Origin of the sequence: Pseudomonas brassicacearum (assembly GCF_003732265.1) — a bacterium.
Taxonomy (GTDB): Bacteria; Pseudomonadota; Gammaproteobacteria; order Pseudomonadales; family Pseudomonadaceae; genus Aquipseudomonas; species Aquipseudomonas brassicacearum_D.
In genome coordinates this window covers 449,590-470,608 of the sequence record NZ_MOBK01000006.1, presented here as the reverse complement: position 1 = coordinate 470,608, position 21,019 = coordinate 449,590, and the positions used below count along the sequence as shown (strand labels likewise).

Sequence of the window (21,019 nt, the reverse complement as noted above, 5' to 3'; positions counted from 1 at the left end):
TCGCTGGCAAACCGGCTACAGGGTTACAGCCCGCGCACATCCCGGTCTTCGATCGGCCGGCTCTGGCGCAGGCGTTTGCCGCCCAGCACCACCCAGTCGATCAAACGGAACAGGCATTCAATACCGAACGACAGCAGCATCGCGCCGCTCATGCCCCAGATCATCGCTTCCGGGGTCAACAGGATCTGGTAGCTGTAGCCATTCCAGGTTTCCTTGCGGATGTCCGGGTCGGCGGCCAGCACCACTTGCAGGAAGCGGATGTACCACGGGCCCTGCATGGCCTGGAATTGCTTGTCCAACGCCAGTTGGCGGGTCAGCAGGTTGCTCAGGCTGTCGGCATCGCTGCGGAAGATCGGGTCTTCACTGGCGCGGTAATGGGCGACCAGCGCCTGCATGTCGCCCTTGAAGAACTCGTTGGCCGTCCCCTGGAAACCGCTCAACCCGGTCTGCGCCTCAATCAGGTGCGCCTCGACCCGCTTCGCGTAATCATTGATAAAACCCGGCACCTGGACACCGATCAACAGGCCCGCCGCAAACAACACCAGCCGTAGATAACTGAGCAACATCGGGGGAGATCCTTATTCGGTCTTGCCCTGGCTGACGCATTCGCCGCGTCGCCAGAGGCTCCATTGGCCCGGTTCGTAGCGGGTCCAGGTTTCGTTTTCGGTCAGGGGTTCGGTGGCAATCACCGTCACCACGTCGTTGGGCGTGGTTTCGGCCTGGAAGTCGACGATCACATCGACATCCTTCAAGCGCGCCGGGCCGAAAGGCGCCCGGCGGGTGATCTGGGCCAATTTGGTCGAGCAATAGCAGAACAGCCAGTCACCGTCGCTGAGCAGACAGTTGAACACGCCTTTGCTACGGTATTCGGCGCAGGCCGCCACCAGGTCTGGCAGCAGCTTTTCAACCTCGACCGGCTCCGGGAAGGCAGCGCGCACGCGGTTGAGCAAATCGCAGAACGCCGCCTCGCTGTCGGTATCGCCGACGGGGCGGTAGAAGCTGGCGGTCGGTTGAAAGTCCGCGAGCTGGCCGTTATGGGCGAAACACCAGTTGCGCCCCCACAGTTCGCGCACGAACGGGTGGGTATTGGACAGGCAGACCTTGCCGACATTGGCCTGGCGGATGTGCCCGATGACCACTTCACTTTTGATCGGATAGCGCTGCACCAGGTTCGCGACTTCAGACTCGCAACTGGCGGCCGGGTCCTGAAACAGACGCAGGCCGCGACCTTCATAGAACGCGATCCCCCAGCCATCACGGTGCGGACCGGTACGGCCGCCGCGCTGCATCAGCCCGGTGAAGCTGAACACGATATCGGTCGGCACATTGGCGCTCATGCCCAATAACTCACACATGCTCGGATTCTCGATGAAAAGGCAGGGGCAAGGTTATAAACGCGGCTCGACGCGCAATCGCTGAGGATTGCTCGGCACCGGTGGGCGACCGTAGCGATCATCACCGGCACCGCCGAAAGGAAGATCTTCGTCCGGGTCTTCGGCTTTGGCCGCTGCCTTGGCGGCGGCTGCCTGTTCCTTGCGAGCGTTGGAAGCGCGCTCGATGGGGAAGCGGATCGCCACCATGACCAGATAAAGGCCGAAGGCGATCATGCCGTACATCAACAGATCGGAAATCGCCCGCCAGGCGTTGTTGCCGACCTTGAACAACAGGTCGAGCGCCGTGATGGCGATGGCCGGCGCAACTTTATCTTTCACTGGATCGATGATGGTCGGGCTGAATAGCAAGACCGCCACCAGCAGCCGCAGCGGCTCGCGCAGCCAGCGCCACATCCAGCGGGTCAAGCGCATCCACACCAACAGGCAGCCAAAAGCGGCAAAGGCGTAGAAGCCCCAAGCGATCAGATAGTCGTTCTCGGTCATGGTGTCCATGGCAAGGCAGGCAAAGAGGCGCTTATAGTAACGACTTTTCGCCCATCAGGCTTGCCCCAATACCTGTCGGTCAAGATACAGAACCTGTGGGAGCGAGCCTGCTCGCGATAGCGGTGTGTCATTCAACATTGATGTTGAAGGTGATGGCCTCTTCGCGAGCAGGCTCGCTCCCACAGGATTTGCAGAGGCCTCCAGATTTGCATGCCTGCTGCCAGGCGCCCAATTTCGTACTTTGTCGAGAGCCATCCATGCCCTTATCCGCCAACGTTTCCGCCGCTCCGATTGCCCACAAGGCTGACGGCGATGACCCGTATGCCTGGCTGCAGGAGCGCGACACCGACGCGGTGCTCGACTACCTCAAGGCTGAAAACAGCTATCAAGAGGCGTTGACCGCCGATCAGGCCGGACTGCGCGAAACCCTGTTCGAAGAAATCAAGGGCCGGATTCTCGAAACCGACCTGTCGCTGCCCTCCCCCTGGGGCCCGTACCTGTATTACACGCGGACCACCGCCGGTGATGAATACGCCCGGCACTACCGCTGCCCGCGCCCGGTCGATGACAGCCTGCAACTCGACGAAAGCCAGGAACAACTGCTGCTGGACCCGAACGAATTGGCCAACGGTGGTTTCTTTTCCCTGGGCGCATTCAGCATCAGCCCGGACCACCAGCGCCTGGCCTACAGTATCGACTCCACGGGCGATGAGATTTACACGCTGTTCGTGAAGGAACTCTCCAACGGTCGCGTCAGCGAACTGGAGTTCCAGGACTGTGACGGCAGCATGACCTGGGCCAATGACAGCCTGACCCTGTTTTTCGGCGAACTGGACGACACCCATCGCCCGCACAAACTGTTCCGCTATCGACTCGACGGTACAGCCGCCGAAGAAGTGTTCCATGAACCGGACGGACGCTTTTTCCTGCATTGCTACCGCTCCAGCTCCGAACTGCAACTGCTGCTGTCCCTGGGCAGCAAGACCACCAGTGAGGTCTGGGCACTGGATGCCGCCGTGCCACATCAGGCCTTCACCTGCCTGGCGCCACGGGTCGAGGACCATGAGTACGACGTCGATCACGGCGCCCTCGACGGCCAATGGGCCTGGTTCATTCGCACCAATCGCGACGGCATCAACTTTGCCCTGTACAGCGCCGTCGATACCGGCGTGGCGCCGACCGAAGCCGACTGGCAGAACCTGATCCCCCACAGCGACAGCGTGATGATCGAGGGCATGAGCCTGAACACCGGCGCCATGACCCTGAGCCTGCGTGAAGGCGGCTTGCCGATCATCGAAGTTCACCCACAAGGCCTGGCGCCTTATCGCGTGCAATTACCGGACGCGGCCTACAGCCTGCACGTCCAGAACAGCCTGGAGTTCGTCAGCGACAGGATCCGCCTGCGCTACGAAGCCCTGAACCGTCCGGCACAAATCCGCCAGCTGGAACTGAGCAACGGCGAGCAGAAAGTGCTCAAGGAAACCCCGGTGCTCGGCCCGTTCGACGCCGATGCCTACGTCAGCCAGCGCCTGTGGGCCACCGCGCCGGACGGTACACAGGTGCCGATCAGCCTGGTGGTCAAGCGCGAACATCTGGGCCAACCCGTGCCGTTGTATCTGTACGGCTACGGCGCTTATGGCGAAAGCCTCGACCCGTGGTTCTCCCACGCCCGCCTGAGCCTGCTGGATCGCGGCATGGCCTTCGCTATCGCACACGTTCGCGGCGGCGGTGAATTGGGCGAGGCCTGGTATCGCGCCGGCAAGCAGGAACACAAACACAACACCTTCAGCGACTTCATTGCCTGTGCTGAACATTTGATTACCCACCGTTTCACCACCGCGCCGCAATTGGCGATCAGCGGCGGCAGTGCCGGTGGCTTGCTGATTGGCGCGGTGCTCAATCAGCGCCCGGAATTGTTCGGTGCGGCGATTGCCGAAGTGCCGTTCGTCGACGTGCTCAACACCATGCTCGACCCGGACCTGCCGCTGACCGTCACGGAATACGACGAATGGGGCAATCCTGAGGAGCCGGACGTTTATGATCGGATCAAGGCCTACGCCCCGTACGAAAACGTCACCGCGCAAGCCTATCCGGCGACCCTGGTGATTGCCGGCTACAACGACAGCCGTGTGCAGTACTGGGAAGCGGCCAAGTGGGTGGCAAAATTGCGCGCGACCAAAACCGACAGCAACCCCCTGCTGCTCAAGACCGAACTGGGTGCCGGGCATGGCGGGATGAGCGGTCGATATCAGGGATTGCGTGACGTAGCGCTCGAATACGCATTTTTGTTCAAGGTTTTGGGCATTGCCTGAGGAACTTGGCCCGGTGTGCCGGTCTTAAGACCAGACCCCGGGCCCGGCACAACACAATTTCAATGTGGGAGCGGGCTTGCTCGCGAAGGCGTCGTGTCAGTCACCATCTGTACCGACTGTCACACCGCCTTCGCGAGCAAGCCCGCTCCCACAAGGGATTGGGGACATCCCGAAAACCGGAATCAGACACAAGAAAAAGACCGTGACGACATGTCAGAACCGACCTTACTGAACAACGAAATTCGCGATTGGCTGATGGACTGCGGCCTGTTCGACCAATTGCTGCCCGTCGACTTCGCGGCGGCCTCGGGCTATTTCAGCATCAGCACCGTGGCCCAGGGCGAGGAAATTTTCCACGAGGGTGATGCCGGCAGCTTCATGTGCATCATCCACACCGGCCAGGTGGCGGTGCAAAAAACCAACGGTGACGGGCAACTGGTGACCATGGCCACGTTGCGCAGCGGTCGTTCGTTCGGCGAGATGGCGGTGCTGGATGGCGAACGACGCTCAGCCAGTTGCGTGGCCGCGAGCAACTGTCAGCTGCTGAACCTGGGCAAGGACTCCCTGGAAAAGATGATCAATGACGCGCCGAAAATCGCCGCCAAGATCATTCGCGCCCTTGCCGTCTCCCTCTCCAAACGCTTGCGCATGGCCGACGGGCAACTGCTTTCGCAGCAGGTTTAACCGCCCGGCGATTTGGCTTTCGACGGGTTTGGCTCGATCCCCGGCACGGGCTGGTCCTTGGTCGGCGGGCTGGGCATTTCAATCGGCACCAGCGGCGGCCCACCACTGCCCGGCCCGACTTTGGGCATGGACGGCGCGCTGATTTGCGGATACGGCGTCGGGGTCGCGGTGCCGGGCGCCCCAGACGTAGGCGCGGGGCTGACAGGGATGGGTTGCAGCATTTGCGCCTGCACTGCAGTAATCGAGAGCGCGGCCAGAGCAATGGCCGTTAGAATAGTGCGCTTCATCAATGGCTCCGTTGGCCTTGTTGTCACTTTCAGGCTACTCCCAACTGCGCCCGTTTGCCCTCACCGTTTATGCCAATCCTTCTCAAGAGAGCCCCATGAAACGTTTCGTTCTGCTCGACACTGCCCCTATCCCTGAAAACGGCGGTGCCCTGTGCCTGTTCGAATACGGTGAGGATTTCGTCATCAAGATCCAGGGTGGCGACGGCGGGCAACTGATGAACACCCGCATGCACGGCTCCGAAGATGCGTTGGCCGAGATTCCGTGCCGCAAAGTCGCCGGCCGGCCGAATTCGCGGGTGCTGATCGGCGGCCTGGGCATGGGCTTCACCCTCGCCTCGGCGCTCAAGCATTTGGGCAAGACCGCCGAAGTGGTGGTCGCCGAGCTGGTGCCGGGCGTGGTGGAATGGAACCGCGGGCCGCTGGGCGAGAAAGCCGGTAACCCGCTGCTTGACCCGCGCACCGTGATTCGCATGGAAGACGTGGCCAAGGTGTTGCAAGCCGAGCCCCAAGGCTTCGACGCGATCATGCTCGACGTCGACAACGGCCCTGAAGGCCTGACCCAAAGAGCCAACAGTTGGCTCTATTCCGCCGGTGGCCTGAGCGCCTGCGCCAAGGCCCTGCGGCCAAAAGGCGTGCTGGCAGTGTGGTCGGCCAGCGCCGACAAGCAGTTTTCCGACAAATTGAAGAAGGCCGGTTTCAAGGCCGAGGAAGTCCAGGTCTTCGCGCATGGCAACAAGGGCACGCGCCACACGATCTGGATTGCCGAGAAGCTCAAGGGCTGAGCTAAACTCACGTCATAACCGTCATTAGTCTTTTTGCAAAGGTGAACCCATGAGTTCGTCCACCCCGACCAACACTTCGAAGCTGGACCGCATCCTCGCCGACAACCAGCGCGACAAGGAAATGGGCTACCGCGACAAGGCCCTGAAGATGTACCCCCACGTGTGCGGCCGCTGCGCCCGTGAGTTTTCCGGCAAGCGCCTGAGCGAACTGACCGTGCACCACCGCGACCACAACCACGACAACAACCCGCAAGACGGCTCGAACTGGGAACTGTTGTGCCTGTACTGCCACGACAATGAACACTCGCGGTACACCGATCAGCAGTATTTCGACGAAGGCTCGCTGAGCACGCCGAAAATCGCCAAGGCGACGCATAACCCGTTTGCGGCGTTGGCTGGGTTGATGAAAAAAGAAGACTGAAGATTTTCAGTGCCTGATCCGGCCCCTTCGCGAGCAAGCCCGCTCCCACCTTCAACCGTATTTTCATGACGGAACTCGGTCGAATGTGGGAGCGGGCTTGCTCGCGAAGGCGATCGCCCAGGCACCACCAATCTCAAACTGAACACCCCTCCCCCAATCCCCGTATAATCGCCGTTTTTTCCCCGAAGGCACCCCGCTCGTGGCAGACAAACGGTACAGCTGCATTGGTTTGTATAACCCCAAATCACCGGAAAACGTCGGTTCGGTCATGCGCGCCGCCGGCTGCTATGGCGTGGCGTCCGTGTTCTACACCGGCAAGCGTTATGAACGCGCCGCCGATTTCGTCACCGACACCAAGCGCGTCCACTACGACATCCCGCTGATCGGCATCGACGACCTGAAAAAAATCCTGCCGCTGGGCTGCGTGCCGGTGGCCGTGGAACTGGTCGAAGGTGCGCGCTCCCTGCCGGAATACACCCATCCCGATCGTGCCCTCTACATCTTCGGCCCGGAAGACGGCTCGCTGGATAAAGAGATTCGCGACTGGTGCGAAGACGTGGTGTACATCCCGACCACCGGTTGCATGAACCTGGCGGCCACCGTCAACGTCGTGCTTTACGACCGCATGTCCAAAGGGCTCAACACCCGTTCCGGGGCGAAATTTCGCTGATTCGACGCACATTCGATGGAACAAGCCGCCCGCCTTGGCAGTCAGCTTAACTATCCACGATTGAAGCAGCCCTTCCTGCCAGGAGAAAGATCATGAGCGAACTCAAACGCGTAGAACGTATTGAATCCACCCCGTTCCAGAGCCGTTCCGAGCACAACGTTTACGGTTGGGAGCGCGCCGGCTCCGTGGCCGGTGGCGTGGTGATGATGGGCAAGGGCCTGCGTCGCGGTGGGATTTTCGGCTTGATTCAAGTGGCGATCGGCGGTGTGGTACTGGCCCGCGGGATTACCGGGCACAGTTCGGTCAAAAGCATGATCGAGAAGAGCCGCCAGGACATGGACAACGTACGGGCGAAGATCGAGCGGGCCGGGGAAGAGTTGCGTACGTTGAAAGCGAATGCCGAGGCGGCGACCAACACGGCTACGGTGACGGGGAATGATTCGTTGAAGTCGCCGAAGACTGGCGTTTGATCCGAGAGTTGTAGCGGGACTTAGGGCCTCTTCGCGAGCAAGCCCGCTCCCACATTCGACCGAGTCCCTTCAAAAGAATGGGGTCGAATGTAGGAGCGGGCTTGGTCCGGGCGGCGTTCCGACGAAGGCGGTGTTACTGAAGCAACTCGCTATCGAGTACTTTGGAAGGCTCGCCAATGACGCTCTCGGCAAGCTGAACAAACGCCTTGGTATCGACACTCTCCAGAGGCATCGCCCCGCGCAGCACATCATCCAGCGAACGCTTGTTGCGCGTCTTCAAGCGGATTTCGCGGTCCAGCTCCTGTAGCAACACCACTGCTTTCGACACCTGCGCCGGGCTGATCTGATCACCGCGTAAGGTCGTGACCTTCTGGCTGTCCTTGATCAGCTTGCCGTGCAGGCTTTCATACCGCTCATCGCTCATGCCGCCGGCTCGGCGCACCAGTTCGATGGCGTAATACTCGGCAAACCCTTCGCTGATCCATTCGCTGCGCTGTGTGTCGTTGATCCGTGCGAACACCTGCGCCAGTTCACGCACCAGCGCGCTGCTACCGTTTTCGCTGACCAGCGGCAGACGCGTATTCAGGTAAATCGATTCGTGCGCGCCCTGGCTGCCGCGCCACATCGGGTCATTGGCGCCGACAATCAACAATTTGCCCGGATGACGCGGGAACACGGCCTGCACTTGTGGCCAGACGAAGGTCAACAAGGTCAGCACGTCCATGCGGCGCATGCCCTGGCCCTGAGGCGAAGCAACGGTGACTTCGGTTTCCCCCAGCCGCGTGCGACGGCTGCCGAGGTGGCCGGCGAGCATCCAGCCGGTGGGCCGATCGAACAGTCGGGACACATTGTCGATGCGGAATTTGTTCTTGCCGATTCGCGGCCAGGCGGTTTCGACACTTTTCCAGCCACTGGGCAACTCGAATTCAAGGCGTGAAACCAGTTCGATACCGTCCTCTTGATCGAGTCTGGCGGGCGGCACCAGGTCGTCACCGCGCATCAGCGCCCAGGTTGGCGTCATGCGCGTGTCGAAATTGCCGTTTTTGCGCCCGTGGCTGATGCGCACGCGGTAGGTCAGGCTGGCCTTGTCGGCGGATGGATGCCAGACACCCCGCGCGGCTTTGCCCGGGGTGAGTTGCCATTGGCCGTCGGCCTTGAAGTCGCTGTAATGGCTGCCATCGCCCAGGTCAAAATCCAGGCTGCGCACCGCCGAACCCTGGGCCAGCGTCAAGCGTATTTCCGCCTGATCGCTTTGCGGCAACAGGCGCACGAGGTAATCCAGATCGACTTTCTTCGCCGCCCACACGGAGGAACTCAGGGCCAGTAGCCCCACTGCCAACGCCAGCCGCAATCCCACAGCCATACACACTCCTTGTGGCGAGCGAGCTTGCTCGCGCTGGGCTGCATGGCAGCCCTGGATTTTTGTCATCATCACCTGTTTTGTGGGTGCTACGCACCCAAACGGGAGCAAGCTCCCTCGCCACAGGGTAAAACACCCACCAGAGTTAACCTGCGCGGAATATCAGGTGATCTTCCCAGTCATCTTCAGGCACGCTGCCTTCGGCCAGCATGCGCCCGGATTGTGAAATTCGTTGGCGGTGCACCTCATCGCGATCACCGCATACCAGATGGTGCCAGAGCGGCAGGTCCTTGCCTTCGCTGACCAGGCGATAGCCGCAGGTCGGTGGCAGCCATTTGAACTCGTCGGCCTTGCCCGGCGTGAGCTGGATGCAGTCCGGGACGAAGTCTCGCCGGTTGGGGTAATCGGTGCACTGGCAGGTTTTCAGGTCGAGCAGTTTGCAGGCGATACGCGTGTAATAGACGCTGTTGTCGTCTTCATCTTCGAGTTTTTGCAGGCAGCACAGGCCACAGCCGTCGCACAGCGACTCCCATTCCACTTGATCCAGTTGATCGAGGGTTTTGCGTATCCAGAACGGTTCGACTTTGGCGGCCATGGCTCAAGCATCAACATCAGGTGGTGAAAAGGCCGCCAGTCTAGTGCCAAGGCCCTTGCGGGCCAAGCATTGGCGACTGCCGGTAGAACGGACTTGTCAGTTTTTGCGCCGCCCAGTAGGGTTTCGCGTCTCGCCCCTCACTTTCAAACGTAGCAAGGAATCTCTTGATGAGTGCTAATCCACGCGTTGCCGACTATGCCATTCACCCGCAGTTCACCGATCGTTGGTCGCCCCGCGCGTTCACCGGCGAAGCGATTCCTGAAGAGACCCTGTTGAGCTTCTTTGAAGCCGCGCGCTGGGCACCGTCGGCCTACAACTCGCAGCCTTGGCGGTTTCTCTACGCGCGTCGCGACACGCCGAACTGGGAGCGTTACCTGGGGCTGCTCAACGAATTCAATCGCAGCTGGGCACAACACGCCTCGGCGCTGGTGATCGTGATCTCGAAAACCACCTTCGCCGTGCCGGGCGCGACCGAAGAAACCCCGGCGTTGTGGCACACCTTCGACACCGGTTCGGCGTGGGGTCACCTGGCGTTGCAGGCGAGCCTCAGCGGCTGGCACACCCACGGCATGGCCGGTTTCGATCAGGAGCTGACCCGCAAGGCGCTGAACATTCCCGAGGGTTATGCCCTGCACGCGGCCGTGGCGGTGGGCAAACTGGGGGATAAGGCGACGCTGGCGGATTACCTGCAAGCGCGTGAAGAGCCGAGCCCGCGTCGCCCGTTGAGCGAACTGGCGGCTGAAGGCGACTTCACCCTCTAATCAACACCGCAAAACCAATGTGGGAGCGGGCTTGCTCGCGAAGGCTGTGTATCAGTCAATACAAACACTGACTGACATACCGCCTTCGCGAGCAAGCCCGCTCCCACATTAGATTGAGGCTGGATTTAGTAACCGCGCTCGAAATCCACTTCCCCGCGCAACGCTTCACCCGCCTCATACGCCCGCAGGTTCTCGACAAACAGATTCACCATCATCGATGGCGAGGTCGGTGCCGAGCTGTGGCCGGTCAGCAGCAAGCCCCAGGCCGTCCAGAACGGATGACGTTGCGGCAGCGGCTCCTGACGGCAGACATCGATCACCGCGCCCGCCAGATGCCCTTCTTTCAAGGCTTCGACCAGATCGGCGTCGACCACCGCCACACCACGACCGACGTTGATGAACAACCCGGTCGGCTTGAACTGCTTGAACAGTGCCGCGTCGTACAGGTCGTGGGTGTTCGGGGTGTTCGGCAGCAGATTGATCACGTAATCCACTTCGCCGACCAGGCGCGGCAAGTCCGCCAGTGCGCCGACTTCGATAAACGGTGCCTGCTCGCGGGCTTCGCTGGCAATGCCGTACAACTCGACGCCAAACGGCAGCAGAAACTTCGCCACGGTCTGGCCGATGTCGCCGGTGCCGACGATCAACACTTTGCGACCCGCCAGGCTTTGGCCCTGGCGGCTGTCCCATTTGCGCTCGACCTGACTGACCAGTCGCGCCAGCACTTCGCGTTCGTGGCCGAGCATGTAGGTCAGCACGTATTCGGCCATGACCTGGCCAAAAATGCCGACCGCGCGGGTCAGGCGATAGTGACGCGGCAAGCCATCGACCAGCAGCGGCGTGATGCCTGCCCAAGTCGATTGCAGCCATTGCGGCTCATGGCCCTGACGCAACAGGGTGGCCAGCAGATCCGGTTGACCCAGCCAGACCGGGCAATCAGCCGCCAGACGGGCCAGTTCAGCGGAGTCGCCACTGGTGAGCACTTCCAGCTCAGGCGCCGCCTGACGCAGCAATTGTGCATACACCGGGTGGTCGTGTTCAGCAATCAGAACGCGCATGTTTCAAACCTTTCAAAAGCCGTGCAGACGACCGCCGAGCGAGTATGGCTCCCTCGTCGCGGTCATCGCCAAAAATCGTTCCAGTGTTTCACACCGACTCTGAACAGAGCCTGTCTGCTGCTTACATCGGGTCGTTGCGGCGCAGCAATTCTTCCGGCAAGTGTTCGATGTATTCGTCTTCGGCCGGTGGCATCTGCAGGTGGTAGCCCTGCTTTTCGAGGTTTTCCAGAACTACGGTGATGTCCTCGCGCGACAGCTTGCGCTCGGGGGTCAGCACCAGATCGAAGGCGTGGTGCGGTTTGCCGAAGGCTGCCATCAATGATTCCGGGACGCGCTCCAGTGCATCGCTTTTGAGCACATAGAGGTACATCTCGTTTTTCTTCAGGCTTCGGTAGATCGAGCAAATACGTTTCAAGGCTGTTCTCCGGCGGTGGCCAGGCTGTCGAGCAACGCCTGGCCCATCAATTCGCGGCGCCAGCCACGCAGCGAATCAGGCAATTGGTAAGGACCATTGGGGAAGCCGCTCTTGAGCAGCGCTTCCAGGGTTTTCTTGCGCAGCATCAGTTCCGGCGCGATGTTCAGGCGTTCGGCTTCAGCCTGGCCAATGGCGCGCAGCTGTTTGATCAGCACGGCGGCATCCACCGGCAACGGCTCCGGCACGGCGGGCGGCCATTGATCGGGCGACACACTAGCGGCACGTTTGATCAGATCCAGCAGAAACTCGCCATCCTGACGCACGGTACGCGGGTGCATGTCTTCGATTTTCGCCAGCGCGCCGAGGTTGTCCGGCTGAGTCCGGGCCAGCGGCCACAAGGAGTGCTCACGGACAATGCGGTTGCGCGGCAGATCACGGGCACGGGCCTCGCGCTCACGCCAGGCGCACAGTTCACGCAACACGGCGAGTTGGGCGCGGGACAGCTTCCAGGCCAGCTTGGCATCGCGATAGACCTCGTACGGGTCGACCTCGCGGCGCAGGTTGGCCACCAGCTCGGCGCCGTCGTCCAGGACCCAGTTGTATTTGTCGTCAGACAGCTTCGGACGAAGCTGTACGAAAACTTCCGCCAAGTGCAGAGCATCTTCGGCGGCATAGCTGATCTGGGTGTCGGACAGCGGACGTTGCAACCAGTCGGAACGGGTTTCGCCCTTGGGCAGGTCGATACCCAGCACCTCTTGCACCAGTCGCGAGTAACCCATGGAGAAACCCAGGTTCAGGTAGGCCGCCGCCAGTTGCGTGTCGAACAGCGGCGCCGGCAGGCTACCGGTCAGACGCAGCAGGACCTCGAGGTCCTCACTGCATGCATGGACGACTTTGACCACCGCCGGGTTTTCCAGCAATGCGGCCAAGGGCTGCCAGTTGTCGATGGTCAGCGGATCTATCAGGTAAGCGCGTACGCCATCGCCGATCTGCAGCAGGCCGGCAATCGGGTAAAAGGTGTCGACCCGCATGAATTCGGTGTCGAGGGCAACGAATGGCAGCTGCTGCCACTCGGCGCAAAACTGACCGAGGCTATCGTTGTCGCGAATCCAGTGAATATCGATGGCCACACGGCTCTCCCTTGAAGAATGGCGCGCAGTATATATCGCCCCCGGCGATTTCCGCGCATCACTGAACAAGAGCTTTAGCGAAAAGACCTGCCCGACAGCAAGAAATGTCTGACAAGCGGGGACTAACTGGTCTTACTGAGTACGTAGACCCGCATCCACGTACAGCCCGGCAGGACGTCCTGCTGGCTCAGCACCCGGAAACCGGCTTGCTTGAAGTCCGCTTCAATCTCAGCCTTGCTGACCGGCTGCGGGGCGTGAGCGGCCTCCGACTCTGGTCGGCGCAGATTGAAATAGCCGTCGACCCGAGCCGCCACGATTACGGTATCGCGGCTGACCCGGTGGAACTCCTGGAGCATCGCCAACCGATGTTCGGCGCAGGTGATGTGCTGAAACAGTTGCAGGCAAAAAATGCAGTCCACCGCGTTAACGGACAAGCCAAGGCTGAAGGCTGAGCTCTGAAAGGTCTTGATCCGCTTGAGCAGGCTCTGCGGATGGTGAGTCTGCGCATGGTTGAGCATGTCCTGGGACGGGTCCGACGCGAGAATCACGCGGTTCGCGTGCTCGGCCAGCACCGGCCAGAAGCGCCCGGCACCGCAGGCCACGTCAAGGATCAACCCCGGTTCGCCCGCCACCTTGAGCGCATTGCGCACCAGGTTTTCCTCGCGCCAGAACACCAGGCGCCCCATCAGGCTACGCGGTTGCGGCTGACGGCAGACGCGGGCGTGTTCCTGATCGTAGCGCCGGGCGAACTCAAGCTCGATGGCGGATGTGGGTTGCGCAGACATGTGCAATTGACTCTTGGTGATGACTCTAGTGGCCGCAGGTTAGCGGCCAGTCCCTGAAAAAATTGAAACGTTCATTCCTTGGCCAACACGCCGTCGACCACCGCTCCGCGACAGCCGGCAAACATGTCCAGATCCTGGTTGTAGACCTTGCTGTTGACTTCCAGCAGACCCAGCATCGAATGGAACAGGTTGTCCTGGCTCAATGGTTTGTCGCGACTCAATTGCAGGCAATGTGTGTCCACCGAGAACGACTTCTGATAACTGTCGGAGAACCACGCCAGCATGGCCACGTGCTTCTGTTGTTCCGGCGCCAGCATGTAAGGCGTGCCGTGCAGGAACAGGTTGTATTCACCCAACGATTCGCCGTGGTCCGACAGGTAGAGCATCGCGGTGTCGACTTTCTCCTGGTTCTTGCGCAACAGATCGATCAGGGTCGAGAGCACGTGGTCGGTGTACACCAGCGTGTTGTCGTAACCATTAACGATACTTTCGCGACTGCAATTGTTCAGCGCGTTACTTTCACAAACCGGCGTGAAATGTTCGAACTCTTTTGGATAACGCTTGAAGTATTCAGGGCCATGACTGCCCATTTGATGCAAGACCAGCACGGTGTCTTTATCGAGTGTGTCGATGAAATGTTGCAAACCTTGCAGCAGGATTTCGTCGCGGCATTCGCTGTTGGCGCACAGCACCGGGTCTTTCAGGTTGCTTACGTCGTCGATGGTGACCCGATCGCACGTGCCTTTGCAGCCCGACTGATTGTCACGCCAGATCACGTCCAGGCCGGCCCGTTTAAGCACGTCCAGCAGGCCCTCTTCATTCTTCGCCTTGCCCGCGTTGTAGTCCTTGCGGCCCATGTTGGAGAACATGCACGGCACGGACACGGCAGTTTCGGTGCCGCAGGAATGCACATCGGTAAACGAAATCAGGCCGGCTTCTTTACTCAGCTTCGGGGTGGTGTCACGGCCATAACCCAGGATGCCGAAGTTCTCGGCCCGGGCGCTTTCGCCCACCACCAGTACGGTCAGGGATTTGCGGCCATGGGATTGCCAGACCGGATTCTTCTGCGCGTCTTCGCCGATTTTGACAAAGGGTTGATGGGCAGAAGCAACCTGTTCACGCACGTAGCCGGCGGAGGCACCGATGTAGTTGCTCGGCACGACCATCAGGCGCAATTCATGGTGATTACGGAACAAAGAGGACAAGCCCTGATAGTTAATCAGTGCCACGCCGCCGATGACGGCCGCGGAAACAACACTCACCAGTACTTTGCTTAATAACTCATGGTGCCAGCGACGATAACTGATCGGTGTTTTCCACAATAACCACGACGGTAAAACACCCAGGAAAAAGATATAAGCCAACAACTTCAACGAGAGTAAGTCTCGAACTTCCGTCGCATTGGTTTGCGCAAAGTTACGCAACATGCCGGTGTCAATCAGTACACCGTATTGGCTCATGAAGTAGGCCACCCCGGCGCTGATCATGAAGATCAGCGTCAAGACCGGCTTGAGCACACGCTTGAACGCCAGCAAGGTCAGCACAATGTTGAAAGCCGCGAGAATCATCGCCCCGAACGCCACGCGCATGACAATGCCTTTACCGTCGGACGCGGTGATTTCAAACAGGTGCTGCCACAGCACAAAATTGAAGGCAGTTAACAAAAAGGCGCTGGCAATCAGTGTCACCCATTCCGGGCGCACGGCTTTAATCTTCAACATGGTGATCGGCTGTTCCTGAAAAGAAGTGCCTACGGCAAATGTGAAAATTTCATTGACCGTGACAACACTTATGTTAGGCACCCAACCATCAATTTTTTGTGAAAAAGAAGCCAACGATTAGTTGGCTAATAAAACCAGCGACAAACGTTTTGATTATTTGAGAATGATTCAGGCCTGGTTCAGGTACCAGCGCCAATCCTGCTCGCCGACCTCGCCCATGAACTGTCGGTACTCGGCGCGTTTAACGGCCAGGTAGACGCCCAGAAAGGGTTGCCCGAGCGCTTCACGCGCCCAGGTCGACCCCTCCAGCGCACGCAACGTGGTCAGCCAATCGGTGGGTAACAACTCCGTGGCCTGGGCGTACCCGTTGCCCTCCACCGGCGCACCTGGGTCGAGTTGTTCGCGGATACCGCGATGAATACCGGCCAGAATCGCCGCGGCGGCCAGGTACGGGTTGGCGTCAGCGCCGCAAATACGGTGTTCGATGTGCCGGGAGAACGCCGGCCCACCCGGCACGCGCAAACTCACCGTGCGGTTGTCCACACCCCAGGTCGCCGCCAGGGGCGCGTAGCTGTTGGTCTGGAATCGGCGGTAGGAGTTGGCGTTCGGACAGAACAACAGCAATGAATCGAGCAAGGTACTGAGCATGCCGCCGACCGCTTGCCTGAGCAACGGCGTGCCGTCCGGGGCTTCGCTGGCAAACAGGTTGTTGCCCTCGCTGTCCGCCAGGCTGACATGCATGTGCATGCCAGTGCCGGCCAGGTCGTCGAAGGGCTTGGCCATGAAGCAAGCCGTCATCCCGTGTTTGTGGGCCACGCCCTTGACCAGCCGTTTGTAACGCACGGCTTCGTCCATTGCCTGTAGGGCATCGGTTCGGTGTTCGAGGGTAATTTCCACCTGCCCCGGCGCGTATTCGGAAATCGCCGTGCGCGCCGGAATGCCTTGCAGCTTGCAGGCGCTGTAGAGATCGGCCAGAAACGGTTCGATCTGCTCCAGTTCACGCAAGCCATAAACTTGCGTCGTGCGCGGTCGCCCGCCACCGACATCCCGCGCCGGTTGCGGCCGCCCGTTGCTGTCGCGCTGCTGATCCAGCAGGTAAAACTCCAGCTCCGCCGCCATCACCGGGTAATACCCGTCGGCCTGCAAGCCTTCGATCACTTTCGCCAACAAGTGCCGGGGATCGGCGATCGTCGCCGGCATGCCTTCTTTGGGGTGCATGCTGACTTGCACCGCCGCGGTCGGAATCAACCGCCACGGCATGCGCGTCAGGCTGCCGCTGATCGGGTAGGCACGGCAGTCAATGTCGCCGACGTCCCAGACCAGTCCGGAATTTTCCACGTCGTCGCCATTAATGGTCAGGCCCAGAATGGTGCTCGGCAGCGGCCGGCCGCTTTCGTACACCGCCAGCAGTTCATCGCGATGCAGCAACTTGCCCCGTGGTACGCCGTTGTTGTCGAGGATGAACAGCTCGAACATTTCAATGTCCGGGTTCTGTTCGAGAAAGGTCAGGGCTTCTTGCGGGGAGGCGAACGATGTCGTGGCACAACTCATGGGTATTCTCTTTTTTCCGCGTCAGGCAAACGCGCAGGCGTCGCCGATGTGATCCAGCGCATAGCGCAGGACCTGTCAGAACAATCAACGGGAAATGCAGGAATCCGGTGGGCGTGCGTGACGGCAATGCCACAGCGCCCAGAAGGCCAACTCGGAGGGAAGTGCGACGGGACAATCGCCCATAGGTCAAACCGCAGAGGACAGATGAGTCAGCGTCACACGGGAGGTCAGGTCTTTAAATCGGGATTTGAAGAACCTTGGTTGCGGATTGACTAAACAATCACCTCCAAACACCCGGCATCCAATGTGGGTGCGGGCTTGCTCGCGAAGTCGGTGTGACAGTCGATACATAGGGTGACTGACACGACGCCTTCGCGAGCAAGCCCGCTCCCACATTGGGACGGTGGTGTGGGTGGGGTATTTAATTTTTAAATAGTGCCGCGGATTATCTGATTTGCGGCCGCCAGCCCTCGCGCGCCTAATCGGGGCCTTGTTTTTGAAGGTCTGTTTGATGGAAAACGTTCGCGCAACGACCCGCCCTGCCCTTTGGCTGATGTTCAGCATCATGCTCGTCGCCCTTAACCTGCGTCCGTCGATGGCGGCGGTCGGGCCCTTGCTGTCGTCGATTCGTGCGGACATCGCGCTCAGTTTCAGCATGGCCTCGCTGCTGACGATGCTGCCGGTCATGACCATGGGCCTGGCGATGTTTTTCGGCTTGCGGGTCAGCCAACGCTTCGGCGTGCAGCGCACGGTGGTGCTGTCGCTGTTGATCATTGGCGGGGCCACTGCGTCGCGGTTGTTTCTCGATTCGGCCGCCGAATTGATCCTCAGTGCGGTGCTGGCGGGTATCGGTATTGCGCTGATCCAGGCCCTGATGCCGGCGCTGATCAAAGCCCGGTTCAGTGACAACGTCGCACTGTGCATGGGCCTCTATGTCACGTCGATTATGGGCGGCGCGGCGATTTCAGCCTCGTTTGCGCCGCTGGTGATGAATCAGAGCGGCAGCTGGCGTATCGGCCTGGCGATCTGGGCGGCGCTGGCCATGGTGGCCCTGCTGCTGTGGTCTGGCCAGCGCGGCGAATCAACGGCACGCTCGACGCAATCAGCCCGCCAGTCGAGCTTCTTCGCCAATTCCCGCGCCTGGTTACTCGCCATCTTCTTCGGCCTGGGCACTGCGTCCTACACCTGTGTACTGGCGTGGCTCGCGCCGTACTACGTGGAACAGGGCTGGAGCGAACAGAACGCCGGGTTGCTGTTGGGCTTTTTGACGGCCATGGAAGTGTTGTCCGGGCTGGTGACGCCCGCCATTGCCAATCGCAGCCGTGACCGGCGTCTGGTGCTAGTGGTGTTGTTGGCACTGATCATGGCTGGTTTCTGCGGGCTGATTCTCTGCCCGCAACAGCTGAGCTTGCTCTGGCCGTGCCTTCTGGGGCTGGGCATCGGTGGACTGTTCCCGATGAGCCTGATTGTGTCGCTGGATCACCTCGATGACCCGCAACGCGCCGGCGCGCTGACGGCATTCGTGCAGGGCATCGGGTACTTGATCGCCGGCCTCTCACCGCTGATAGCGGGGATGATCCGCGATGAGCTGGGCAGTTTTGAATGGGCCTGGTGGGCGTTGACCGGGGTCGTGGGGTTGATGATTCTGATGGTCCTGCGCTTCAATCCGCGGCATTACCACCAACACATTCACTGATCGGCGCAGAAACTTCCTACAAGGCATTCTCCTGGCACCATCGTTCCGTTAGGATCTTTCGCACACGTTTGCGCACTGATCGCGCACGCAGCACAGCGAGACAGAACGGATGCTGAACAGTAACTTGCTTAGAAAGCTCGACATGCAGGACCTCATGGTGTTTGTCGCCGTGTACGAGCAAAGCAGCGTCACCGGTGTGTCGGAGGCGCTCTGCGTCAGCCAGTCCACGGTGAGTTACTGCCTGAAAAAGCTGCGGACCAGTTTTGAAGACGAGTTGTTCATCAATACCCGCACCGGTATGCGTCCCACCTACAAGGCCAGCACCATGTACACGCATGTGCTGAAAATCCTCGAAAGCATCAACTTGTGCCACGCCGGCGCCCAGGCATTCGACCCGACCGTGCAAGCGGTAACGTTCAATATCTGCGCGCCGGAGTACTTCGAGCAACTGATTCTGCCGCGGCTGCTCAAGCGCTTCGATTTCGCCGACCTGCCGGTGATGGTCAACATGCACAAGTTCGAAACCGACATCCCCGTCGACGAATTGCGCGATGGCCGTCTCGACCTGGTGATCTGTTTCGGCCCGAATTTCCATCGCAGCCACACCGACTTCAAATCCCGGCTGTTACTGGAAGATGACCTGGTCTGCGTGTTCGACAAACGCGCCACGCCGCTGGAGCCGCGGTTAAGCCTGCAAGCCTTTGTGCAACGCCGGCATGTGTTTCCAACCCCGTGGACGTCCAGCACCAACATGGTCGATGGCTGGCTGGCGCAACAGGCGCACAAACGGCAGATTGTCGCGCGGGCCAACAGCTACAGCGCGGCACTGAAGATGATCACCGGCACCGACTACATCCTCACCCTGCCCCGCCGCCTCCAGCAATTGCTGGCCAATGAGGCCATTTTCAATCATTGCGAAGCGCCCAACGGCCTGCCGGGTTTCACCCTGGACATGCAGTGGAGTCAAAGCGCCGATCGGGACAGCGCCAACACCTGGCTGCGCGAGCAGGTGATTGATGTCTGCGCCGAGCAGGCACTGGCCTGAGATTCAGAGGCTGATGGCGGTCTTGGTGTAAGACTCGCGATCGATATCGAGGATTTCCACGCACAACTGCACTTCGACGCCGGCTGGCCATTCGCACAGGTCCTGGACCACCGCCAGCAGGCTTTCCGACAACTGCTGTTTGATCTGCGGTGGGCGACCGCTCAATAGCGCCAGTTTCACATGCACAAACGCCCGCTCATTCAACGCGGTGCCGACTTTGAAAGTCTCGACCTTCAGCGCGCGGCTCTTGATGTCGAATTCCGCCGCAAACTGACCGGAAGCCACCAAGGCATTATTGAGCCGGATCAACGCTACGTCGGCGTTCAGCCCGGGCAGGTTGGCGGTGTATTCCATGTGCAGGTGTGGCATGAGGCGGCTCCAGGTAGTCGGCAGAAAGATCCTACGTATAACACAGCGCCGTCTGACTCACTCGGGCAGCGGCAAGGGTGGACGTTCACTCATGAACACCTCCAGGCGCGAACGCAACCAGCGTTCGGCAGGGTCGGTATCGACATGGCTGAGCCAGACCATCGACAGGTCCAGGGTCGGGGTCTTGAACGGGAACGGTTCCTTGAACAGCAGACCGGTGGCCGCCATGGCGTCGGCCGTGTAATCCGGCAGGCTGGCAATCAGATCGGTGCCCGCGAGCAACGCCGGCAACGAGCTGTATTGCGGCACGGACAGGACCACCTGGCGTGTCCGGCCAATCTCGGCCAGCCACTCATCGGCGTAACCACTGACGTTCGCGGTGTGGGAAACCAGCACGTGAGGGCGTGAGCAATATTCATCGAGCGTCAGCGGTGTGTCGGACGCATCGGCGCGCAGGATGCTCGGCTGAATGTGGCGCAACAATTTGCGCTTGGCGTTGGCCGGCAGGCCGCGGGTCTGGCTGATGCCGACCGTGATGTCGCCGGACGCCAGCAAGTCCGGTATGCGCCAGTAATCGACGTGCTGGACCACGAACACCACTTTCGGCGCCTCCTGGCGCAAGGCGCGCAGCAACGGTGGCAACAGGCCGAACTCGACGTCATCCGACAGCCCGATGCGAAAGGTCATGGTGCTGCTGGCCGGGTCGAAACTGTGGGTCAGGCTCAACGCCACCGACAACGAATCCAGCGCCGGCGACAGGTACTGGATCAACTCCTCGGCGCGGGCCGTCGGTTCCATACGGTGGCCGACGCGAATGAACAGTGGATCGTTGAACATCGCCCGCAAGCGGTTGAGCGCCGAGCTGATCGTCGGCTGACCGAGAAACAGCTTCTCCGCCACCCGCGTCACGTTGCGCTCGAGCATCAACGTTTCGAACACCACCATCAGGTTGATGTCCGCCTTGCGCAGTTCGTTACGATTCATTCCTTGCCCTCGGTCCCCAACACTTGAGGCAGTGTAGAAAGGCCCG

Annotated in this window: 23 protein-coding genes; 9 read left to right on the top strand and 14 right to left on the bottom strand. The window is 60.4% G+C overall.

The window, feature by feature from the left end; translation table 11 throughout:
* Nucleotides 1–23: 23 nt before the first annotated feature.
* The 3 genes from BK660_RS14940 to BK660_RS14930 are packed head-to-tail and all read right to left on the bottom strand — an operon-like array spanning nt 24 to nt 1,886.
* Nucleotides 24–566 (bottom strand): DUF2937 family protein, encoded by a 543-nt coding sequence (locus tag BK660_RS14940; RefSeq protein ID WP_123433918.1) that lies wholly within the window; start codon nt 564–566, stop codon nt 24–26.
* Between the two features lie 12 nt (nt 567–578).
* Complete coding sequence (locus BK660_RS14935) at nt 579–1,355, bottom strand: class II glutamine amidotransferase (RefSeq protein ID WP_123433917.1); 777 nt, start codon at nt 1,353–1,355, stop codon at nt 579–581.
* Between the two features lie 33 nt (nt 1,356–1,388).
* Nucleotides 1,389–1,886: an MFS transporter gene (locus BK660_RS14930; protein ID WP_123433916.1), complete on the bottom strand. Its 498-nt coding sequence runs from the start codon at nt 1,884–1,886 to the stop codon at nt 1,389–1,391.
* Between the two features lie 248 nt (nt 1,887–2,134).
* On the opposite strand from BK660_RS14930, the gene BK660_RS14920 reads away from it, so the two are divergent.
* Complete coding sequence (locus tag BK660_RS14920) at nt 2,135–4,189, top strand: S9 family peptidase (protein WP_123433914.1); 2,055 nt, start codon at nt 2,135–2,137, stop codon at nt 4,187–4,189.
* A 210-nt stretch (nt 4,190–4,399) separates the two neighbouring features.
* The gene (locus BK660_RS14910) at nt 4,400–4,873 is read left to right on the top strand and encodes a cyclic nucleotide-binding domain-containing protein (RefSeq protein ID WP_007944003.1); all 474 of its coding nucleotides are present in this window, start codon (nt 4,400–4,402) and stop codon (nt 4,871–4,873) included.
* On the opposite strand, the gene BK660_RS14905 is transcribed toward BK660_RS14910, so the two are convergent.
* A complete protein-coding gene (locus tag BK660_RS14905; protein ID WP_123433913.1) occupies nt 4,870–5,160 on the bottom strand; it encodes a hypothetical protein in 291 nt (96 codons plus the stop codon). The genes BK660_RS14910 and BK660_RS14905 overlap by 4 nt on opposite strands.
* Before the next feature lie 95 nt (nt 5,161–5,255).
* Here BK660_RS14905 and BK660_RS14900 point away from each other — a divergent pair, with 95 nt between their 5' ends.
* The 4 genes from BK660_RS14900 to BK660_RS14885 all read left to right on the top strand — a co-directional run bounded on the left by BK660_RS14900 (nt 5,256) and on the right by BK660_RS14885 (nt 7,503).
* Entirely contained in the window at nt 5,256–5,942 is a 687-nt protein-coding gene (locus BK660_RS14900; RefSeq protein ID WP_027925870.1) for a spermidine synthase, read from the top strand.
* 49 nt (nt 5,943–5,991) lie between these two features.
* Nucleotides 5,992–6,363 (top strand): YajD family HNH nuclease, encoded by a 372-nt coding sequence (locus BK660_RS14895; RefSeq protein ID WP_007898702.1) that lies wholly within the window; start codon nt 5,992–5,994, stop codon nt 6,361–6,363.
* Nucleotides 6,364–6,562: 199 nt separating this feature from the next.
* Nucleotides 6,563–7,033, top strand: a complete 471-nt coding sequence (locus BK660_RS14890; protein WP_008153126.1) for an RNA methyltransferase — start codon at nt 6,563–6,565, stop codon at nt 7,031–7,033.
* Nucleotides 7,034–7,125: 92 nt separating this feature from the next.
* Nucleotides 7,126–7,503 carry a YgaP family membrane protein gene (locus tag BK660_RS14885; RefSeq protein WP_123433912.1) on the top strand — a complete coding sequence of 126 codons (378 nt, stop codon included), beginning with the start codon at nt 7,126–7,128 and terminating at the stop codon, nt 7,501–7,503.
* A 133-nt stretch (nt 7,504–7,636) separates the two neighbouring features.
* Here the strand turns inward: BK660_RS14885 and BK660_RS14880 are convergent, their stop codons facing one another.
* On the bottom strand, nt 7,637–8,866 hold the full coding sequence (locus BK660_RS14880; protein ID WP_123433911.1) for a hypothetical protein: 1,230 nt from the start codon (nt 8,864–8,866) through the stop codon (nt 7,637–7,639).
* Between the two features lie 142 nt (nt 8,867–9,008).
* Nucleotides 9,009–9,458 carry a YcgN family cysteine cluster protein gene (locus tag BK660_RS14875; protein ID WP_123433910.1) on the bottom strand — a complete coding sequence of 150 codons (450 nt, stop codon included), beginning with the start codon at nt 9,456–9,458 and terminating at the stop codon, nt 9,009–9,011.
* Between the two features lie 167 nt (nt 9,459–9,625).
* On the opposite strand from BK660_RS14875, the gene BK660_RS14870 reads away from it, so the two are divergent.
* Nucleotides 9,626–10,219: a nitroreductase family protein gene (locus tag BK660_RS14870; protein WP_123433909.1), complete on the top strand. Its 594-nt coding sequence runs from the start codon at nt 9,626–9,628 to the stop codon at nt 10,217–10,219.
* A 125-nt stretch (nt 10,220–10,344) separates the two neighbouring features.
* Here BK660_RS14870 and BK660_RS14865 read toward each other — a convergent pair whose 3' ends face one another.
* The 6 genes from BK660_RS14865 to BK660_RS14840 form a co-directional block, all read right to left on the bottom strand.
* Nucleotides 10,345–11,277 (bottom strand): D-2-hydroxyacid dehydrogenase, encoded by a 933-nt coding sequence (locus BK660_RS14865; protein ID WP_059181438.1) that lies wholly within the window; start codon nt 11,275–11,277, stop codon nt 10,345–10,347.
* A 121-nt stretch (nt 11,278–11,398) separates the two neighbouring features.
* The gene (locus BK660_RS14860) at nt 11,399–11,692 is read right to left on the bottom strand and encodes a YcgL domain-containing protein (protein WP_007898694.1); all 294 of its coding nucleotides are present in this window, start codon (nt 11,690–11,692) and stop codon (nt 11,399–11,401) included.
* Nucleotides 11,689–12,822 carry a ribonuclease D gene (gene rnd, locus BK660_RS14855; RefSeq protein WP_123433908.1) on the bottom strand — a complete coding sequence of 378 codons (1,134 nt, stop codon included), beginning with the start codon at nt 12,820–12,822 and terminating at the stop codon, nt 11,689–11,691. Before rnd ends, BK660_RS14860 begins: the two co-directional genes overlap by 4 nt.
* 122 nt (nt 12,823–12,944) lie before the next feature.
* Complete coding sequence (locus BK660_RS14850) at nt 12,945–13,607, bottom strand: class I SAM-dependent methyltransferase (RefSeq protein WP_123433907.1); 663 nt, start codon at nt 13,605–13,607, stop codon at nt 12,945–12,947.
* Between the two features lie 71 nt (nt 13,608–13,678).
* The gene (locus BK660_RS14845) at nt 13,679–15,328 is read right to left on the bottom strand and encodes a phosphoethanolamine transferase (protein WP_123433906.1); all 1,650 of its coding nucleotides are present in this window, start codon (nt 15,326–15,328) and stop codon (nt 13,679–13,681) included.
* Between the two features lie 168 nt (nt 15,329–15,496).
* Nucleotides 15,497–16,879: a glutamine synthetase family protein gene (locus BK660_RS14840; RefSeq protein WP_123433905.1), complete on the bottom strand. Its 1,383-nt coding sequence runs from the start codon at nt 16,877–16,879 to the stop codon at nt 15,497–15,499.
* A gap of 511 nt (nt 16,880–17,390) precedes the next feature.
* Between BK660_RS14840 and BK660_RS14830 the strand changes: the two genes are divergently transcribed.
* The gene (locus tag BK660_RS14830) at nt 17,391–18,575 is read left to right on the top strand and encodes a cyanate transporter (protein ID WP_123433903.1); all 1,185 of its coding nucleotides are present in this window, start codon (nt 17,391–17,393) and stop codon (nt 18,573–18,575) included.
* Between the two features lie 109 nt (nt 18,576–18,684).
* Complete coding sequence (locus BK660_RS14825) at nt 18,685–19,620, top strand: LysR family transcriptional regulator (protein WP_123433902.1); 936 nt, start codon at nt 18,685–18,687, stop codon at nt 19,618–19,620.
* Nucleotides 19,621–19,623: 3 nt separating this feature from the next.
* Here BK660_RS14825 and BK660_RS14820 read toward each other — a convergent pair whose 3' ends face one another.
* The gene (locus tag BK660_RS14820; RefSeq protein ID WP_123433901.1) at nt 19,624–19,989 is read right to left on the bottom strand and encodes a 5-carboxymethyl-2-hydroxymuconate Delta-isomerase; all 366 of its coding nucleotides are present in this window, start codon (nt 19,987–19,989) and stop codon (nt 19,624–19,626) included.
* Between the two features lie 57 nt (nt 19,990–20,046).
* Nucleotides 20,047–20,973 carry a LysR substrate-binding domain-containing protein gene (locus BK660_RS14815; RefSeq protein WP_123433900.1) on the bottom strand — a complete coding sequence of 309 codons (927 nt, stop codon included), beginning with the start codon at nt 20,971–20,973 and terminating at the stop codon, nt 20,047–20,049.
* Nucleotides 20,974–21,019: the final 46 nt, after the last annotated feature.

Bases quoted from the DNA above. Each gene is read 5' to 3' on its own strand.
- BK660_RS14940 (WP_123433918.1), bottom strand. From the start codon at position 566: ATGTTGCTCAGTTATCTACGGCTGGTGTTGTTTGCGGCGGGCCTGTTG.
- BK660_RS14935 (WP_123433917.1), bottom strand. From the start codon at position 1,355: ATGTGTGAGTTATTGGGCATGAGCGCCAATGTGCCGACCGATATCGTG.
- BK660_RS14930 (WP_123433916.1), bottom strand. From the start codon at position 1,886: ATGGACACCATGACCGAGAACGACTATCTGATCGCTTGGGGCTTCTAC.
- BK660_RS14920 (WP_123433914.1), top strand. From the start codon at position 2,135: ATGCCCTTATCCGCCAACGTTTCCGCCGCTCCGATTGCCCACAAGGCT.
- BK660_RS14910 (WP_007944003.1), top strand. From the start codon at position 4,400: ATGTCAGAACCGACCTTACTGAACAACGAAATTCGCGATTGGCTGATG.
- BK660_RS14905 (WP_123433913.1), bottom strand. From the start codon at position 5,160: ATGAAGCGCACTATTCTAACGGCCATTGCTCTGGCCGCGCTCTCGATT.
- BK660_RS14900 (WP_027925870.1), top strand. From the start codon at position 5,256: ATGAAACGTTTCGTTCTGCTCGACACTGCCCCTATCCCTGAAAACGGC.
- BK660_RS14895 (WP_007898702.1), top strand. From the start codon at position 5,992: ATGAGTTCGTCCACCCCGACCAACACTTCGAAGCTGGACCGCATCCTC.
- BK660_RS14885 (WP_123433912.1), top strand. From the start codon at position 7,126: ATGAGCGAACTCAAACGCGTAGAACGTATTGAATCCACCCCGTTCCAG.
- BK660_RS14880 (WP_123433911.1), bottom strand. From the start codon at position 8,866: ATGGCTGTGGGATTGCGGCTGGCGTTGGCAGTGGGGCTACTGGCCCTG.
- BK660_RS14875 (WP_123433910.1), bottom strand. From the start codon at position 9,458: ATGGCCGCCAAAGTCGAACCGTTCTGGATACGCAAAACCCTCGATCAA.
- BK660_RS14870 (WP_123433909.1), top strand. From the start codon at position 9,626: ATGAGTGCTAATCCACGCGTTGCCGACTATGCCATTCACCCGCAGTTC.
- BK660_RS14865 (WP_059181438.1), bottom strand. From the start codon at position 11,277: ATGCGCGTTCTGATTGCTGAACACGACCACCCGGTGTATGCACAATTG.
- BK660_RS14850 (WP_123433907.1), bottom strand. From the start codon at position 13,607: ATGTCTGCGCAACCCACATCCGCCATCGAGCTTGAGTTCGCCCGGCGC.
- BK660_RS14845 (WP_123433906.1), bottom strand. From the start codon at position 15,328: ATGTTGAAGATTAAAGCCGTGCGCCCGGAATGGGTGACACTGATTGCC.
- BK660_RS14840 (WP_123433905.1), bottom strand. From the start codon at position 16,879: ATGAGTTGTGCCACGACATCGTTCGCCTCCCCGCAAGAAGCCCTGACC.
- BK660_RS14830 (WP_123433903.1), top strand. From the start codon at position 17,391: ATGGAAAACGTTCGCGCAACGACCCGCCCTGCCCTTTGGCTGATGTTC.
- BK660_RS14825 (WP_123433902.1), top strand. From the start codon at position 18,685: ATGCTGAACAGTAACTTGCTTAGAAAGCTCGACATGCAGGACCTCATG.
- BK660_RS14820 (WP_123433901.1), bottom strand. From the start codon at position 19,989: ATGCCACACCTGCACATGGAATACACCGCCAACCTGCCCGGGCTGAAC.
- BK660_RS14815 (WP_123433900.1), bottom strand. From the start codon at position 20,973: ATGAATCGTAACGAACTGCGCAAGGCGGACATCAACCTGATGGTGGTG.